16 protein-coding genes are annotated in these 16192 nt (G+C 44.0%); all 16 read right to left on the bottom strand.

What is annotated here, in order from left to right; all coding sequences use genetic code 11:
- Nucleotides 1-2 precede the first annotated feature (2 nt).
- Nucleotides 3-1553: a flagellar basal-body MS-ring/collar protein FliF gene (fliF, locus tag P22_RS10750; RefSeq protein ID WP_054260243.1), complete on the bottom strand. Its 1551-nt coding sequence runs from the start codon at nucleotides 1551-1553 to the stop codon at nucleotides 3-5.
- Between the two features lie 100 nt (nucleotides 1554-1653).
- Nucleotides 1654-1953, bottom strand: coding sequence for a flagellar hook-basal body complex protein FliE (gene fliE / locus P22_RS10745; protein ID WP_054260242.1), 300 nt, complete (start codon nucleotides 1951-1953; stop codon nucleotides 1654-1656).
- A gap of 14 nt (nucleotides 1954-1967) precedes the next feature.
- Nucleotides 1968-2417: a flagellar basal body rod protein FlgC gene (gene flgC / locus P22_RS10740; protein WP_054260241.1), complete on the bottom strand. Its 450-nt coding sequence runs from the start codon at nucleotides 2415-2417 to the stop codon at nucleotides 1968-1970.
- Between the two features lie 5 nt (nucleotides 2418-2422).
- Nucleotides 2423-2842 (bottom strand): flagellar basal body rod protein FlgB, encoded by a 420-nt coding sequence (gene flgB, locus P22_RS10735; protein WP_054260240.1) that lies wholly within the window; start codon nucleotides 2840-2842, stop codon nucleotides 2423-2425.
- 252 nt (nucleotides 2843-3094) lie between these two features.
- Nucleotides 3095-3871, bottom strand: coding sequence for a GTP-sensing pleiotropic transcriptional regulator CodY (gene codY / locus P22_RS10730; RefSeq protein WP_054260404.1), 777 nt, complete (start codon nucleotides 3869-3871; stop codon nucleotides 3095-3097).
- Nucleotides 3872-3905: 34 nt separating this feature from the next.
- A complete protein-coding gene (hslU, locus tag P22_RS10725; protein WP_054260239.1) occupies nucleotides 3906-5300 on the bottom strand; it encodes an ATP-dependent protease ATPase subunit HslU in 1395 nt (464 codons plus the stop codon).
- A 15-nt stretch (nucleotides 5301-5315) separates the two neighbouring features.
- A complete protein-coding gene (gene hslV / locus P22_RS10720) occupies nucleotides 5316-5846 on the bottom strand; it encodes an ATP-dependent protease subunit HslV (RefSeq protein WP_054260238.1) in 531 nt (176 codons plus the stop codon).
- A gap of 11 nt (nucleotides 5847-5857) precedes the next feature.
- Nucleotides 5858-6766 (bottom strand): tyrosine recombinase XerC, encoded by a 909-nt coding sequence (gene xerC / locus P22_RS10715; protein ID WP_054260237.1) that lies wholly within the window; start codon nucleotides 6764-6766, stop codon nucleotides 5858-5860.
- A gap of 82 nt (nucleotides 6767-6848) precedes the next feature.
- On the bottom strand, nucleotides 6849-8165 hold the full coding sequence (gene trmFO, locus P22_RS10710; protein WP_054260236.1) for a methylenetetrahydrofolate--tRNA-(uracil(54)-C(5))-methyltransferase (FADH(2)-oxidizing) TrmFO: 1317 nt from the start codon (nucleotides 8163-8165) through the stop codon (nucleotides 6849-6851).
- Nucleotides 8158-10362, bottom strand: coding sequence for a type I DNA topoisomerase (gene topA, locus P22_RS10705; protein ID WP_054260235.1), 2205 nt, complete (start codon nucleotides 10360-10362; stop codon nucleotides 8158-8160). Before topA ends, trmFO begins: the two co-directional genes overlap by 8 nt.
- Complete coding sequence (gene dprA / locus P22_RS10700; protein WP_054260234.1) at nucleotides 10359-11447, bottom strand: DNA-processing protein DprA; 1089 nt, start codon at nucleotides 11445-11447, stop codon at nucleotides 10359-10361. Before dprA ends, topA begins: the two co-directional genes overlap by 4 nt.
- Nucleotides 11448-11518: 71 nt before the next feature.
- Nucleotides 11519-12643 carry an MGDG synthase family glycosyltransferase gene (locus P22_RS10695; RefSeq protein ID WP_054260233.1) on the bottom strand — a complete coding sequence of 375 codons (1125 nt, stop codon included), beginning with the start codon at nucleotides 12641-12643 and terminating at the stop codon, nucleotides 11519-11521.
- 4 nt (nucleotides 12644-12647) lie between these two features.
- Entirely contained in the window at nucleotides 12648-13148 is a 501-nt protein-coding gene (folK, locus tag P22_RS10690) for a 2-amino-4-hydroxy-6-hydroxymethyldihydropteridine diphosphokinase (RefSeq protein ID WP_054260232.1), read from the bottom strand.
- Entirely contained in the window at nucleotides 13145-13504 is a 360-nt protein-coding gene (gene folB / locus P22_RS10685) for a dihydroneopterin aldolase (protein WP_235814623.1), read from the bottom strand. Before folB ends, folK begins: the two co-directional genes overlap by 4 nt.
- 46 nt (nucleotides 13505-13550) lie before the next feature.
- The gene (folP, locus tag P22_RS10680) at nucleotides 13551-14771 is read right to left on the bottom strand and encodes a dihydropteroate synthase (RefSeq protein WP_054260230.1); all 1221 of its coding nucleotides are present in this window, start codon (nucleotides 14769-14771) and stop codon (nucleotides 13551-13553) included.
- Between the two features lie 405 nt (nucleotides 14772-15176).
- Nucleotides 15177-15386 (bottom strand): DNA-directed RNA polymerase subunit omega, encoded by a 210-nt coding sequence (gene rpoZ / locus P22_RS10675; protein WP_054260229.1) that lies wholly within the window; start codon nucleotides 15384-15386, stop codon nucleotides 15177-15179.
- Nucleotides 15387-16192 lie beyond the last annotated feature (806 nt).

Raw genomic sequence — 16192 nt, 5'->3', positions numbered from 1 at the left:
GGCTATTCTTCTGCCAGCCATGCTTTTATCAATTGAGCCACATCTTCTGGATTTGTCTTAGCCATTTTTTCAATGATTTCCTGTTGTGCTATCCGCTCTTTTTCCTGCGGGCTCATTTCCGGTTCCTGCGTTTCTTCATCCAAGGTCAAAGCCGCCGCCTGTTCATTTTCGGCCATAGCCCTTAACATTTCTTCTTCACGTTTCTGACGCCGACGCAAATAATACCGGCGTGCAAAGAATAATCCAAGCAACAGCACCAAAACAGCTAAGCCAACCATAATCCAGAAATTTCTTTGTTGAGCCAGTTCCTCCTCCATACGTTCCCGGTCCATCGCATCACCGTTAAATGCAATTCGTTCCACCGAAACGACATCACCGCGCGCCGGGTTTATCCCTACCGCCGATGCAACCGCCCGGGTCAGACTGTCTTGTTGCGCCTGATCCAAACTATCGTCAACCAAAACCGCTACCGTCAAACGCTTAATCGCTCCCGGTGCAGCAACCACTTTTTCCTTGGTTTCGTTAATTTCGTAATTCCGAATAGCTTCTTTCTTCTCATAATTTGACTGTGTATTATTGCCGGTAACATATCCGGGAATGTTGGAAGTAGTCCCCGGTACCCCTCCCGGCGTAGCCGAGGTACCCTGATAGCGCTCATTGCTGTCCTGAGAACTTCGGATAATCCCTTTATCATCAACAACCGGCTCAAAAGTTTGTTTATCCACCGTATGCTGATCAAACGTCAATTCAACGTTTACCCTGGCAGCCGCTCTTCCCGGCCCCAGCACCCGATCCAGCAAAGAATCAAGATTTCTCTGCAGGTCATCCTGAATTTTTTTAGTCATTTCAATCTGCGTGATGGAAGCAGACCCTTTCGCCGTCGATTCATCTTCCTCTTCATTCAGTACGCGGGCATAATTATCGACTACCGTAATATTTTCCGGTTTTAATCCTTGAATACTGTGGGCCGCTAAATTCACAATCCCCTTAACCTGCTCCTTGGTCAGTTCCGCTTGCGGATGTAATTTGACCATAATTGACGCAGTAGCCGGTTTTTCATTTTTCTTATATAAGCTGTCTTCCGGCAAAACAATATGAACTCTCGCCTTTTCCACTTCATCCATTTGCTCTATCGTACGCGTCAGTTCACCTTGTAATGCTTGCAATAAATATACCTTGTTTTGAAACTCGGTTACTCCGAATTTGTTTTGATCAAATATTTCAAACCCTTTATTGCCGCGTGGCAACCCCAGACTGGCTAACTCCAGACGAACACGATGCACATCTTTAGCAGAAACTAAAATAGCCGTACCGTTAGCATTCTCCTGTGGTTCAAAAGAAACTTTCATTTCCTTTAATTTAGCAGCAACTTCACCTGCATCTTTGGCTTCCATATTGGTGAACAAAGGTACCAAATCAGGTTTTGACCCCCACCAGTAACTCCAAGACAAGATCAAAACAAATATCAGCACAGCTGACCCTATAACGGCATACCTCTGTTTCTTCCCCATATTCTGCCATAGGCGCAGAGACTGTTCTTTCCAGTCGGCCATCGTCTCCACCCTTTCAAACAACACTGAACATTAACTAGATCAAAATACCACTTCACGCTTACATACGCAAAAGGCAAACCATTACTATTGCAGCATCACGTTATACCTGCATCCGCATAACTTCCTGATAGGCATCTACGATTTTATTGCGTACCTGCATGGTTAACTGCAAGGCAACGTTCGCTTTTTCCGCCGCAATCATTACCTGCGACACATCTTCGACCCTGCCCGCCGCCAAATCAATAGAAGCTTTATTGGAGTTCTTTTGAAGTTCGTTGACATCATTCAGCGCGTCAGCCAAAAACTGACCAAACGTCTTCTCCGTATCGGCCACCTTTGCCACTTCATCCATACTTATCCTTGAACCTACAGGCATTAGTTTTATTGGTTCTATGCGCATTAGCTATCCTCCCGTCATTCGCCGATCGCAAGCGCTTTCATCGCCATGCTCTTTGCCGAATTAACAGCCGTAGCATTGGCTTCATAAGCACGCGTCGCCGTAATCATATCCACCATTTCCGATACAATATTAAGATTAGGCATTTCCACATATCCGTCCGGATTAGCATCAGGATGTTGAGGATTATAAACCATACGGGTCGGAGAGGCATCTTTTATAATACCTACCACCTTAACACCATTGCCCACTTCTGGCGTGGTTTCCCCCATCTCATTCGAAAGCAACTTTCGAAAGGAAGTTTGTCCTGAACGCGGTTCAAATACCACGAGCTGCCGGCGATAAGGACCACCTTCCGCAGTGCGGGTAGTATTGGCATTTGCGATATTATTCGAAATAACATCCATCCGGAGACGTTCGGCCGTTAAGCCGGATGCAGCTGCATCAATAGCACCAAACATTCCCATATCAATTATTTTCCTCCATTAATAACAGATTTTATTCCCGTATAATACTTACCAATTTGTTGGGCGACCGCATTATAATAAATGTTGTTTTTAGCCATTTCAGCCATTTCGATATCCACATCCACATTATTTTCATCTGTTCGCATGGACGTAGTACCAATCGTATTGACAACCGGAGTAACCATTTCACCGGGCGAAGCAAGCGGTAAATGTTTCTCATGAGTTTTCACCAATGGCAATGTATCGCCATCACCACCATCCAGAGCCCGTTGCAGCAAACTTTCAAAAACAACTTCACTCTTTTTAAAACCCGGCGTATTTACATTGGCAATATTATTGCTTATCACTTTATGGCGAAGTGAAGAAGCGGACAGTGCCTGCTCCAACGTCGCGGCATACAATGGAGAAACAATAGAATTAAGCACTAGAAATCTCCCTTCCTTAGATATAAAACGCATTTAAAATATCTTAAGCATAATTCTACATAATCCATAAAAATCCTCTAGTTATTTCCTTGATAATCCATTATTCAACCTATAAATTTACAATAATACGTCAAATTTTAACAACGCAAAACTTTATTCCCTCTTTTCCGCTATCCTGCTTCGACAAATAGATATGGAATAAAAAAAACAAAACTGCCTTGCATAATGCAAGGCAGTTGAAAATTTCGTATCTTACTTCTTTAATTTTTTAAGTTCTTCCAATAACCGTTCATTTAATACTTTGATATAGGTTCCCTTCATGCCAAGTGATTTGGATTCAATAACACCGGCACTTTCAAACTTACGTAATGCATTTACAATAACGGAGCGTGTTATACCCACCCGGTCGGCTATCTTACTGGCTACCAGCAGTCCTTCACTACCTTCGAGCTCGCTTAAAATATGCATCACGGCTTCTAACTCCGAATACGACAATGTCCCCAGCGCCACCTGAACAGTAGCCTTTTTGCGGGCTTCCTCTTCAATCTTTTCACTGCGGTCACGTAAAATTTCCATACCGACAACAGTAGCGCCGTACTCGGCTAAAATGAGATCGTCATCAGTAAATTCCGAATGGAATTTGGCCACAATTAGTGTGCCAATTCGCTCTCCCACACCATGGATCGGTACAATTGTCGTATATTTGTCCCGGAACAAACAGCCGATATCATTGTTAAAGGTGCAAGTCCCTGCCTCCAAACTCAAATTAGGCGATGTCTCATTAATTCGCAATAGCCAGTCGACATAACGTTCAGGAAATTGTTCCTGGGAAAGTACGCGGTCCCGCATTACATCACATTCGAAATTATCCAGCAATGCGTAGCCTAAAATGGCGCCCTCCCTTGCCACAATATAAACATTAGCGCCCATAACACTGCTGAGCACGCGTGATATTTCATCATACTGAACATTTTCCGACTTTTGCAGCAGTTTATTGATCTTGCGAGTACGTTCTAATAACGATGCCATCATAATTTTTCTCCTACCTTTCCTAGACTTTATATTATAGAATGAAATGACTTAGATCCTGATTAACCACAATATGCTTGAGTTTTTCACTCACATAATCCCGATTTATACAAACCTCACGGTCGGTTAAATCTGGAGCATCAAAAGCCAAATCCTCCAATAACTTTTCCATAATGGTATGCAATCGTCTCGCTCCGATATTTTCGGTCTGTGCATTGACATTGCATGCAATTTCCGCCAGCTCATCAATAGCATCGGCAGTAAACTCAATACGCAAGCCTTCCGTCTCTAGCAAAGATATGTATTGCTTAATCAATGCATTTTCCGGCTCGGTTAATATTTGACGAAAATCTTCTTTTGACAAATTTTTCAACTCAACCCTGATGGGAAAGCGGCCCTGCAATTCCGGAATTAAATCAGAAGGTTTCGAGATATGAAATGCGCCTGCAGCAATAAAAAGAATATGATCGGTTTTTACCGAACCATGTTTCGTTACTACTGTTGACCCTTCTACAATCGGCAGAATGTCTCTCTGGACACCCTCACGCGACACATCCGGCCCTCCGGAATGTCCTCGCCCGGCAATTTTATCAATTTCATCCAAAAAGATTATACCATAATTTTCGGCTAAACGAATAGCTGCCGTCGTCACCTCATCCATATCAATGAGTTTTTGAGCTTCTTCCTGAAGAAATATCTTACGGGCATTGGCAACAGTTACTTTGCGTTTTTTTTGTTTTTTGGGTAAAAAATTTCCTAGCATATCTTGTATTCCCAGTCCCATTTCTTCTACACCTGAACCGGCAAACATCCCCATAACCGGGTTTGTATTGTCCTCAACCATAATTTCGATGACTTCATTTTCCAGTTCGCCACGTTCCAAACGGGAAGACCAGTTCTTTCTTTCATCCTGACCACTTTCAGCACTTTCCGCCGCCGTTTTATTCTCAGTGCTGGGATGGATATTCCCCGAAAATAACATTTCAAAAGGGTTGCGTACGGTATCTTTTTTAGAATTAGGACTGAAATAGTCCAGAATACGTTCGTCTGCCAGTTTACGGGCCTGATCATTGACTTCCAGCATCTTGACCTGTTTGACCATACGAATGGCCGTTTCCACCAGGTCGCGAATCATTGATTCCACATCACGCCCCACATAACCAACTTCGGTAAATTTCGTTGCTTCTACCTTTATAAATGGAGCATTAACTAATTTTGCCAGTCTACGGGCTATTTCAGTCTTTCCCACACCTGTCGGGCCGATCATCAGGATATTTTTGGGTATGACTTCATCCTTCAGTTCCGGTGGCAGACGCTTGCTGCGCCAGCGGTTTCTCAGCGCTATGGCAACAGATTTTTTCGCCTGTTGTTGTCCGATTATATATTTATCAAGTTCACTAACAATCTCTCTAGGTGTCAGTTCTGTCAAATGTAACTCCCTCCTCTAAAGCTCTTCAACCGTAATATGATTATTAGTATACACACAAATATCGGAAGCAATCTGCAAAGATTCACGGACAATATCTGCTGCTGAAAGAGCAGAAAATTTCACTAAGGCTCTCGCAGCAGCCAGAGCGTAAGAACCGCCGGAGCCAATAGCGGTAACGCCGTCATCGGGTTCAATGACTTCACCGTTTCCGGAAATAATCAGCATACGCTCCGTATCGGCAACAATAAGCAGTGCCTCCAGCCGCCGCAAAACCCGGTCCATCCGCCATTCTTTGGCTAACTCTACGGCTGCCCGCATTAGATTTCCATTAAATTCTTCCAGTTTAGTTTCAAATTTAGCAAATAAAGTAAAAGCATCGGCTACTGATCCGGCAAATCCTGCCAGGACTTTTCCATGATAGAGACGCCTAACCTTTTTAGCATTGTGTTTCATCACTGTGTTTCCACCAAAAGTGACTTGCCCGTCGCCGGCAATCGCTATTTTCCCTTGATGACGAACAGCTATAATTGTCGTAGCATGGAACATAAACGTACCTCCTATGCACGCGGATGTGCATTACTATATACTGTTTTCAGTTTATCTTTTGTAATATGTGTATATAATTGAGTCGTGGAAAGATTCACATGACCCAACATTTCCTGCACCGAGCGTAGATCAGCTCCGTTATTTAGCAAGTGTGTGGCAAACGTATGGCGCAGTGTATGGGGGCTGACCTTTTTATGCAGAGACAGCATGGTAACATATTTATCCACAATCCGCCTGACGCTGCGGTCAGTAAGCGGTCCACCCTTGCTATTAACAAACAGCTTCTGGTGTGGCTCATTTTTCCATTTGGCATATAAGACGGAACGAGAGTGCGTAAGATAGCGCTGAAGTGCATTAAGCGCCACACGTCCTACCGGCACAATACGTTCTTTTGCGCCTTTGCCATAAACCAGCAAATACTGACTTTCCCTATCAACATCAGATAGCGACAAGCCGACTAATTCGCCGACACGCAACCCCGATGCATATAACAATTCCAAAATAGCGGCATCCCGGTATCCCAAAGGGTTCGGCGCAGGTAAACCCAGCAGTTCCGTGACTTCCCTGAGATCCAAAAAGGATGGGAGCCGTTTGGCCAGTTTAGGTGTGTGAATAGCCGTAAAAGGATTGCCTGCAATCAGTTCTTCCCGGCAAAGAAAGCGAAAAAAAGAACGCAAAGAAGCAATCCGGCGGGCTATAGTGGTCCGCGCGTATTCTTTCTGTTTTAAGTCCGCCAGATACGCCCTAATTAAGACCGATGTAATATTTTCAAAAATAGCCTCACAAACACCCTGTGACCGTGCAAACGAAACAAATAACTCGATGTCTGCACGATAACTGTCTACGGTGTGCTGTGAGGCATTTTTTTCGATCTGCAAATACCGGATAAATTGCTGAATTTGCTGTGTTAAAGCATTCATACCCAATCACGCTTTTTTGTCATTATTCATCAAAATCCTTTTAATGGATTTATACTAGCATACTCCCCAATTTTATGCAAGGCTAATTTTCAAAGTTTTCTTTAAATTCATTTAAACTCTGCAAGGCCCGTTCTGCTATGGAAGTGTTTTTTAGTTTCTTATCTTTTATTTTACGCTCCAGTGGCGGTAATAGACCAAAATTGATATTCATTGGCTGAAACCGGCTTAGTCCGTCATGCGTAATATATCGGCACAAAGCACCATGAGCCGTATCGGCGGGAAACACAAGGGCCTGCCGGCCAGCCGCCAGCCGGGTAGCATTGATTCCAGCAACAAGACCGGAAGCGGCAGATTCAACATAACCCTCAACGCCGGTAATTTGACCGGCAAATAAAATCTCCGCTTTTTCTCTAAGTTGCAGTGTCGGCTGCAGAACCTTAGGCGAATTGATAAACGTATTGCGGTGCATAACACCAAATCTGGCAAATTCGGCTTGTTCCAGTCCTGGAATCAATCGGAATACCCTCTGTTGTTCAGGCCACTTCAGATGAGTTTGAAATCCAACAATATTAAATAAAGTAGCCGCAAAGTTATCTTGCCGAAGCTGCACTACCGCATAAGGGCGCTCGCCATTTACCGGATTTTCCAGTCCTACCGGTTTCAGTGGGCCAAACCGCAAGGTGTCGATTCCTCTTCTGGCCATCTCTTCCACAGGCATACAACCTTCAAAAAAAATAGTTTTTTCGAATTCTTTAACAGGAGCCGTATCCGCCTGGGTTAACTCTCGCCAAAAATGTTCATATTCGTCTTTAGACATCGGACAATTAAGATAATCTTCATCTCCCTTGCCATAACGGGAAGCCCGATAAATTTTCCCCATATCCAGCGATTCCAGCGTAACAATTGGTGCAGCGGCGTCATAAAAATACAGATATTCAGTACCTGTAAGCTGTTTTATAACTTTTGCCAAAGGCTCTGAGGTTAACGGTCCGCTGGCAATAATAGCTACCTTTCCCCGGGTATCAGGCATGGTGGTAATCTCGCATTGAAACACAGTGACCCTGGGATGCTGCCGGAGCGTATCCGTTACATATTGGCTAAAGGCTCCACGGTCAACGGCCAGAGCCCCCCCTGCCGGTACCTTGCAGGCATCCGCTGCTTGCATAATCAAAGAGTCTAATTGGCGCATCTCTTCTTTAAGCAAACCAACGGCATTTTCTTTCGCTGCCGCCCGCAAAGAATTGCTGCATACCAATTCCGCAAATCCCCCCGTATGGTGAGCCGGAGTCATGGTTTGCGGACGCATTTCATAGAGTTCGACATCCAGTCCGGCCCGGGCCGCCTGCCATGCAGCTTCGCTTCCGGCCAAACCGGCACCAATTACGATGACTTTAGACACTGCTCTTCCTCCGCTTTGTAGACTGTTTCATTCTTTTCACCTGAGAATCAGCTTTCGCCTTAGCCGGTTTTTTTATTTTGCCACCCGAGGCGACTTTGGGTTTAGGTGCTGACTCCGTTTCCGCTTCACGTGTCGTACAGGCTTCATTGCCGCATTGACTGATGACACGGCCATTTTTAAACCTGTGCTTGGTCATAAATGTGCCACATACCGGACAGGTTTCCTGCAGCGGCATATCCCAGGTTACAAAATCACAGGCAGGATATCCTTTACAGCCATAGAAAATCCTGCCGCGTTTGGTACGGCGCTCGACAATACTATCCCCACATTTAGGACATTTTGCTCCTGTATCTTTAAGAATCGGCTTCGTATTTCTGCATTCCGGAAAACCCGGGCAAGCCAGAAAAATTCCATAACGCCCCTGTTTTACAACCATCAATTTTCCACAATTTTCACAAGGGACGTCCGATACTTCTACCGGCAATTCCACATGCCCGATTTCTTCCTCGGCATGAGCCAGGGTTTTGGCAAAAGGCTCATAGAACTCGTTTAGCAAACCGATTCTGGAGCGATGTCCCTCGGCAATTTCATCCAGTTCGCCTTCCATTTGAGCCGTAAATTCGACGTCAACAATATTAGTAAAATACTGTTTCAACAGGTCAACCACCACAAACCCTAGTTCCGTTGGCTGAAACTTTTTTTCAACACGCAATACATATCCCCGGTCTAAAATCGTTTCAATAATAGGGGCATATGTACTAGGTCGTCCGATCCCTTTTTCCTCCAGCACTTTAACCAGCGAAGCCTCCGTATATCTTGGCGGAGGTTCGGTAAAATGTTGTTTAGGAAAAAGCTTTGATAATCTCAACAACTGCCCGGAAGTAAGTTCAGGCAAGTTAGTATCTTTCTCTTTTTCCTCATCATCCCGGCTTTCTGTGTAAACTGCCATAAAGCCGGCAAACTTTAGCCGGGAACCCGTAGCACGCAATCCATAGTGGTCTGCCGAAATATCCACGGTCAAAGTATCATAAACGGCTGCATTCATCTGACTGGCAATAAACCGCCCCCATATTAACGTATACAATTTCAATTGATCTTTGGACAGATATTTACCAATACTATCCGGCGCTAATGATAAATCGGTCGGACGTATGGCCTCATGCGCATCCTGGGCACTTTTTTTACTTGTATAAACAGGGCTTTTCCCCGGTAAGTAGTCGTTACCATACTTCTGCTCAATATAAGCTCTTGCATCCTGTTGTGCCGATTCGGCAATCCGTGTGGAATCGGTACGCATATAGGTAATCAACCCCACCGGTCCCCGGCTCCCTACATCCAAGCCTTCATAAAGCTGCTGCGCTATCATCATGGTTTTCCGGGAGGTAAACCCTAATTTACGGGAGGCATCCTGCTGCAGACTGCTGGTTGTAAAAGGAGGTGCCGGATTGCGGCGACGCTCACGCCGCTTTACTTCCTTCACTATATATTGCGTTCTCTTTAGTTCTTCGGTAATCTTCGTTGCTTGTTCCTCATTGCTGATCTCAACCTTTTTATCATCTATCGTAATTAATTGTGCTTCAAATAAAGGTGCTTTGGCAGACTCTCTTAGTTTAGCGGTTATTGACCAATATTCTACCGGTACAAAAGCCTGTATCTCGTTTTCCCGGTCGCAAATCAAACGTACCGCCACTGACTGGACTCGTCCGGCACTTAAGCCTTTGCGTACTTTCCGCCATAAAAGGGGACTAAGTTTATAACCAACCAAACGGTCTAAAAGGCGTCTGGCTTGCTGGGCATCCACTCTGGCAACATCAATAGGACGTGGCCGTTTCACTGCATTCTGAATAGCAGACTTGGTAATTTCGTTAAATTCGATACGGCAAGCCTTATCTTCAGGAATATTCAAAATATGTGCTAAATGCCAGGCAATCGCCTCACCCTCACGGTCAGGGTCAGATGCCAGATAAACTTTATCTGAGTTTTTCGCCGCGTCTTTAAGACTTTTTATAATATCTCCCTTGCCGCGGATATTTATATATTTAGGTTTGAAATGATCTTCAATATCAATACCGAACTGACTTTTAGGCAAATCACGCAAATGCCCCATAGACGCCCGGACGGTAAAATTTTTCCCCAAGAACTTCTCAATTGTTTTAGCCTTTGCTGGTGATTCTACTACAACCAGTGATTTTGTCACCTAATTCCCTCCTTAGCAACCCGAACATACCGCTGTCCCTTTTGTTCGGCTGCCAAACCGCGCAACTCTAATTGTAATAATATATACGTTACTACTGATGGCCTAAGCCCTGATTTTATCACTATTTCTTCCACACTGAACGGATTTTCGTAATCTATACAATTATAAACAGCCTGCTCATCGGTTGTCAAAGTCAGGCCAGTTTCTTTCTTCTTAATTGTACCCCCATACTCTTCGAGGATATCTGCCGCACACTCCACCAGCTTGGCCCCTTGTTTGATCAAGCGGTGAGTGCCCTTGCTTGAAGCGGAAAAGATGCTTCCCGGTACGGAAAAAACATCACGTCCCTCTTCCAGGGCAAAGTCTGCAGTAATCAACGCACCGCTTCTTTCTGCTGCCTCCACGACAATAACCCCGCGTGAAATACCGCTGATAATTCGATTACGTGCCGGAAAAAAACCGGCAATCGGTTTTGTCGCCGGCGGATATTCCGAAAGCACACAACCGTGCTCCGCAATCTCTGCAAGCAGCTTTGCATTCTCCGGCGGATAAACCACATCAACGCCGCAACCTAAAACCGCAATCGTTTTTCCAGTTTCCACTGCTAGTGCACCGCGGTGGGCGGCCGTATCAATACCTCTGGCCGCACCGCTAGCCACCCAAAAGCCTTCTGCTGAAATACCGGCTGATAATTGCTGCGCTGCATTTTTGCCATAAGCGGAGGCATGACGCGCTCCCACAACAGCAATAATTTGATCGGTATCCGGCAGCACTCCGCGATAATATAAAACCATGGGAGGATTGGCTATGTGGGTAAGCAGCTCAGGGTAATCGGCTTCCCCTATTGCGCAGAGTCTAATCGATAATTTCGCCCACCGAGTAGCTAATGTTTCTATATTTATCTTTTCCCGCTGTTCTAAAAAAATATTACACGTTTGTTCGTCCAAGCATTTGCACAAAAGCAAATCGCGCCTGCCAGCCTGCCAAGCCTGTTGGGCGCTACCAAAAAAGGAAACAAGTTTTTTCAGTTTAACCGTGCCAATGCCTGGTATCATTTGCAACGCAGCTAGATATAGTTTATTCATTTGTCCTCCGCTATCAGTTACAAGATGCTGAACTAATTTTGGAACTATTATATCCGTCAGGCCGGATACCGTCAAGAGAAAAGTTGGGAAAAAATAGTAGCAGCAATATTTTCGGCTGCTTGCGGCTGCCCCATGGCTAATGCATTTTGTCGCATAATTTGAAGCTGCCGGGAATCTTTTAACAATGCCGTCAGATGATTTTTTACATCCTCTAAAGAATCCGCCCGGACTGCTACACCATGTTGTATCAAATACTGTGTGTTGGCTTCCTCCTGCCCGGGAATCGGTTTATAGACTAGCATGGGAAGCCCCGTACACAATGCTTCCGACACAGTCATCCCTCCGGGCTTAGAGACCAGCAGATCGGCAATGGCCATTAATTCATGCACATTATCCACATATGGCAGTAAACACAGCTTACAGCTGTCCGGCAATTTCCGCTTACGCAGCTTGTTATAGACAACATGATTATTACCGGTAACTACGATAATTTGCAACAATTCAGGAATATCCTGACATAAGGAGAGAATTTCATTCATAGGAAACACACCGGCACCACCGCCCATAATAAGCAGTGTCTTAACTCCGGTACGGAGTCCCAATTTCCGTACCGTTTCCTCTCGGTCATAAGTAGCTGTAAAGGCCGTATCCACCGGAATTCCCACACTCTGTATTCTAGATTTGGCCACACCAAAACCTTCCAACATCTTCTCTAGACTATGATGAGCCACAAAATACCGGTCAATCTCAGGGTAAACCCACAACCGGTGTACTGCGTAATCGGTTATAACTGCCATTACCGGAACGGTCATACCGCAATGACGAGTCAGGTAAGCAGCCAGCCCGGCCGGGGTAGCATGGGTACATACTATGGCAGAGGGACGATACTCCAGAATATAATGTTGCATTTTCACTGCCAGAAACTGATTAATAATATGATTGATTACCGAAGCCGACATATCTTTGTTTCCCCAACGATACATGAGTCCATAAGCCGGGGGATATACCGCTAAAATAGCCAAATAAGCTTTTAATATGAACCGCCCCAGCAATGGACTAAAGAAATCAAATATATTGGTAATCTTTACATCGGCTTCCGGCTCCTGCCGAAGAATAGCAGTACGGACGGCCTGAGCCGCCCGTGTATGACCCGATCCAATCGGAGCGCTAAAAAACAGTATTTTATGTTTACTCAATACATTAGCCCTCCTGTTTCCAAACCATTCTCTTATAGAATAGTACCGGACTATCATCCGTGTTTTCTTCAATTAAAGTCCGGACTGTTTTCCCCTGATACAGGGGTTCTGTCCCAGCAATTTCTTCCAGCGGTATAAGAACAAAGTTTCGCTCTTTCATCCGGGGATGAGGTAATTCCAATACCGAATCCTTCACTGTAAATTCATTATACAGTAAAATATCAATATCAATCGTTCGCGGCCCCCAGCGTTCGGCGCGAATACGGCCAAGCTGTTGTTCTATGCTCAAACAAACCGCGAGTAAAGCTATTGGGTCAAGCCCGGTTGTAATGCTAACCACAGCATTAAGGAACGCAGGTTGCTCAGTAAAACCAACCGGCTCGGTTTCGTATAAAGAAGATACTTTCTGCACAATAATCTGCGGATGATCGTCCAGTCGCCGAGTCGCCGTAATCATATTTTGTTCCCGGTCACCAAGATTGCTTCCTAATCCTAGGAAAATCATGCCTTAGTCCGTTGGGTTTCCACCTGGACATAATCAATCTGCCCCGGAATGGGAACATAAGGTTTACGAATTCTTACCGTAACTGCCCGGATTAAAGGCAGCTCCAATAAAGAATCGGCTATGTGCCTTCCCAGTGCCTCCAGCAGTTGAAACCGGTGATTTTCTATGACTTGTTTTACATGACTGTATACTACCGTATAATCAACGGCATGAGTTAAATCATCGGAGAGAGCCGCTTGTTCTGCATTTACGCAATACTCCACATCGATGTAAAAGCGCTGCCCAACTTCCCGTTCATATTCATGAACACCATGAAATCCATAAAACATCATATTACTTAATAAAACCTTATTCAACTTAGATCTCTCCCTACTCATATAATATGTACCTGCAAGCCGTATTTTATTGAAACGGATGAAAAAAACGCTGTTTAAGCAGCATAGCATCGGTCATCTCTGTCATACGCTTTATAGACTTCACATCATGTACTCTGACAATATGAACTCCCTTCGTTATGCCTACAACCACAGCCGCTCCCGTTCCTTCCACACGCTGTTCAACCGGAAAATCCAAAACCTCAGCGATAAAGCGTTTACGTGAACTGCCTAACAAAACCGGACAATTAAGTGACTTTAATTCTTCCAATCTGGACATAATCAACAGGTTATGTTCGGTCGTTTTGGCAAAACCGATTCCGGGATCAACAATGATTTGGTCTCTACCAACACCAGCTCCCTGGGCAATGGCAATACTCTCTTTAAGAAAACCGACAATTTCATCCATCATATCCCCGGTATAATCAGCAATAGTTCGATTATGCGTGATAATTACCGGGACTTTATATTTTGCCGCTACAACAGCCATATCCCGGTCATGTTGCAATCCCCAGATATTACTGAGCATATGCGCACCAAGGTTGAGCGCCGCATCAGCAACTTCCGCCCTATAAGTATCAATAGAAACGGGAACCGGACTGACCTCCAGGATTTTTCCCAATATTGGCAGCAAGTGTTGCATTTCCTCTTCCGCCGATAAGGTTCTAGAACCACCATACGGTTTTGCCGACTCAACACCAACATCAATAATATCTGCTCCGCCCTGTAGCATTTGCTCTAATTGACGCAATGCAGCATCCAGATGGTTATTCCGCCCCCCATCAGAAAAAGAATCCGGTGTAAGGTTTAATATACCCATAACCAGGGTTTTTCCCGGTTTAAGGCTAAGGCTATGATGAGGCCAGACATATTTCCGGTGGGGGAAAGTTTCATCCTGAATCAGTACGGCTTCGATTACAGCGGCAATATCCGGTAATCCCCACGGCTGCAGCTTTAGCTGTGCTAACGCCAACCGATATTGCTTTAATGTAGCACATAACAATACATCGGTATACTCTATGCTAAGAGCGGCTGACTCCCTGGCTAATGCCACCTCACCACCCTTCGCCAAAAAAGTTTGCTTTAAAAGATTAGCTGCTTTTGTAGGCACGTGCTCAAGTTTTACCAATTTAAAAACAGCCTTTTGGGCCATAATGGCGACACCCGTTGGATCGCAATTTATCTTTTTCAGTTCCTGCTTAGCTTGTTCGACATTATCAATATGTAATACCCGCTGGTTATAATTCATGATTGTCCTTCTGCTATCTCCCTTCAGTATCAGATACCGTATTAAAAGTCTATAGGGGAGTACGGTTCTTCACATTGCATTTCTCGCAGAATGGTAAGTCATGTTTCAATATTCTACAGAAGTAAAAATAGTCCTCCGTACAAGGGATATTTTGTTCTGTTTTCCCTTCCTGTAAAAAAAAGGCTCTTTTCTTCTATGAAACACTGCATAGAAATTTGTACCGGCTCTTTCATATAAAATAACCAAAATCCGGCAAGTCTATTAATTGAAATCCCCGTCCGGCAAAAACCGATCGGGGATATATTTCTAAACATCAATTTATTAAAATCAATCAGAGATTTTATCTCATCCGATAAACATCCACTTTGGAATTAACAGATTTGCTTTAGATAACTCTACTTAAACTTATTTTATACTTGCTTTATTTCGCCGATAATACGATATTTTCCCCTGAACAATCTCTTCCAAGGCGATTGTAACCGCTTTTGAAGACTTACAGTCCACCAAAATCGTACTCCCCTCCTCTATTTCTCGAGCCCGCTTAGCTGCCAAGACAGCAAGCGTATACTTATTATCGACCTTTTTTAACAAGTCTTCCAACACTGGATAATCCATTGTCATTCCCTCTTCTCTTAATATCTATATTCTCCAGTTCACCGCCTAACTTTATAAAGTTATGTTAACTATATTATTATACCATATTTTCCTGTTCTCTGCATAAAAAAACACCTTCGGCAGAGAAGGTGTTTTTTTATGGATTTTGCTACTACGTCACTGCTGTGTATTAATTGGGTGCCTTCTTAACAAGTCGGCGAACAATCGTTATCGTTAAAGCAGAAGAAAAGCAATATAATGATTATAATGATTATAATCCAACTTCCAGCAAATCCATTTCCATGTCCACCCCAGCCCATAATCTCAACCTCCTAAATAGATATTTTAAAGTAATGGGACTCTACCGTATTATATGCTCAACAATAGCCCATGGTTAAAAATTACAGATAAAAACACATTCATGGTATCGTTTATGAAAATAAAATATCCTACTTGCCTTCAAAAAATATACCTTCTGAATGATTACCATCCTAGCCACAAATGTTGATCTTTCTTCAGGTCCTTATGACGCACAGTCGACTGCGCCAGCTAAACAGGTTACTGTTGTTTTATAAAAAATGTTGTTCTGAAACTCATTCATTAATACAAAGCAAGAGGGAATTCCGGCCAATTCAAAAGTTAGCTGGAATTCCCTCTTGCCCCACAAAAGTAGATGTAGATTTCGTAGCGGATACTTAAAAAATCAGAACCAATCCTGCTCATCCACAAACCCACTGGGATATTTAGAGACTGTAAATTTAACTGTGTAAATGGGAATACTATCCAATAAAAGACCAGCTATAAAAAGTCAAGCGTCTCAAGTTAAG

Origin of the sequence: Propionispora sp. 2/2-37 (assembly GCF_001298735.1) — a bacterium.
Lineage (GTDB): Bacteria > Bacillota > Negativicutes > Propionisporales > Propionisporaceae > Propionispora.
The sequence above is the reverse complement of the archived record's forward strand: the minus strand, read 5'-3'. Positions and strand labels throughout refer to the sequence as shown.

Coding starts and splice junctions, on each gene's coding strand:
- rpoZ (WP_054260229.1), bottom strand. CDS start 15,386: ATGGATTATCCAGTGTTGGAAGACTTGTTAAAAAAGGTCGATAATAAG.
- fliF (WP_054260243.1), bottom strand. CDS start 1,553: ATGGCCGACTGGAAAGAACAGTCTCTGCGCCTATGGCAGAATATGGGG.
- xerC (WP_054260237.1), bottom strand. CDS start 6,766: ATGAATGCTTTAACACAGCAAATTCAGCAATTTATCCGGTATTTGCAG.
- folK (WP_054260232.1), bottom strand. CDS start 13,148: ATGATTTTCCTAGGATTAGGAAGCAATCTTGGTGACCGGGAACAAAAT.
- flgC (WP_054260241.1), bottom strand. CDS start 2,417: ATGGGAATGTTTGGTGCTATTGATGCAGCTGCATCCGGCTTAACGGCC.
- codY (WP_054260404.1), bottom strand. CDS start 3,871: ATGGCATCGTTATTAGAACGTACTCGCAAGATCAATAAACTGCTGCAA.
- fliE (WP_054260242.1), bottom strand. CDS start 1,953: ATGCGCATAGAACCAATAAAACTAATGCCTGTAGGTTCAAGGATAAGT.
- folP (WP_054260230.1), bottom strand. CDS start 14,771: ATGAATTATAACCAGCGGGTATTACATATTGATAATGTCGAACAAGCT.
- dprA (WP_054260234.1), bottom strand. CDS start 11,447: ATGAATAAACTATATCTAGCTGCGTTGCAAATGATACCAGGCATTGGC.
- hslV (WP_054260238.1), bottom strand. CDS start 5,846: ATGTTCCATGCTACGACAATTATAGCTGTTCGTCATCAAGGGAAAATA.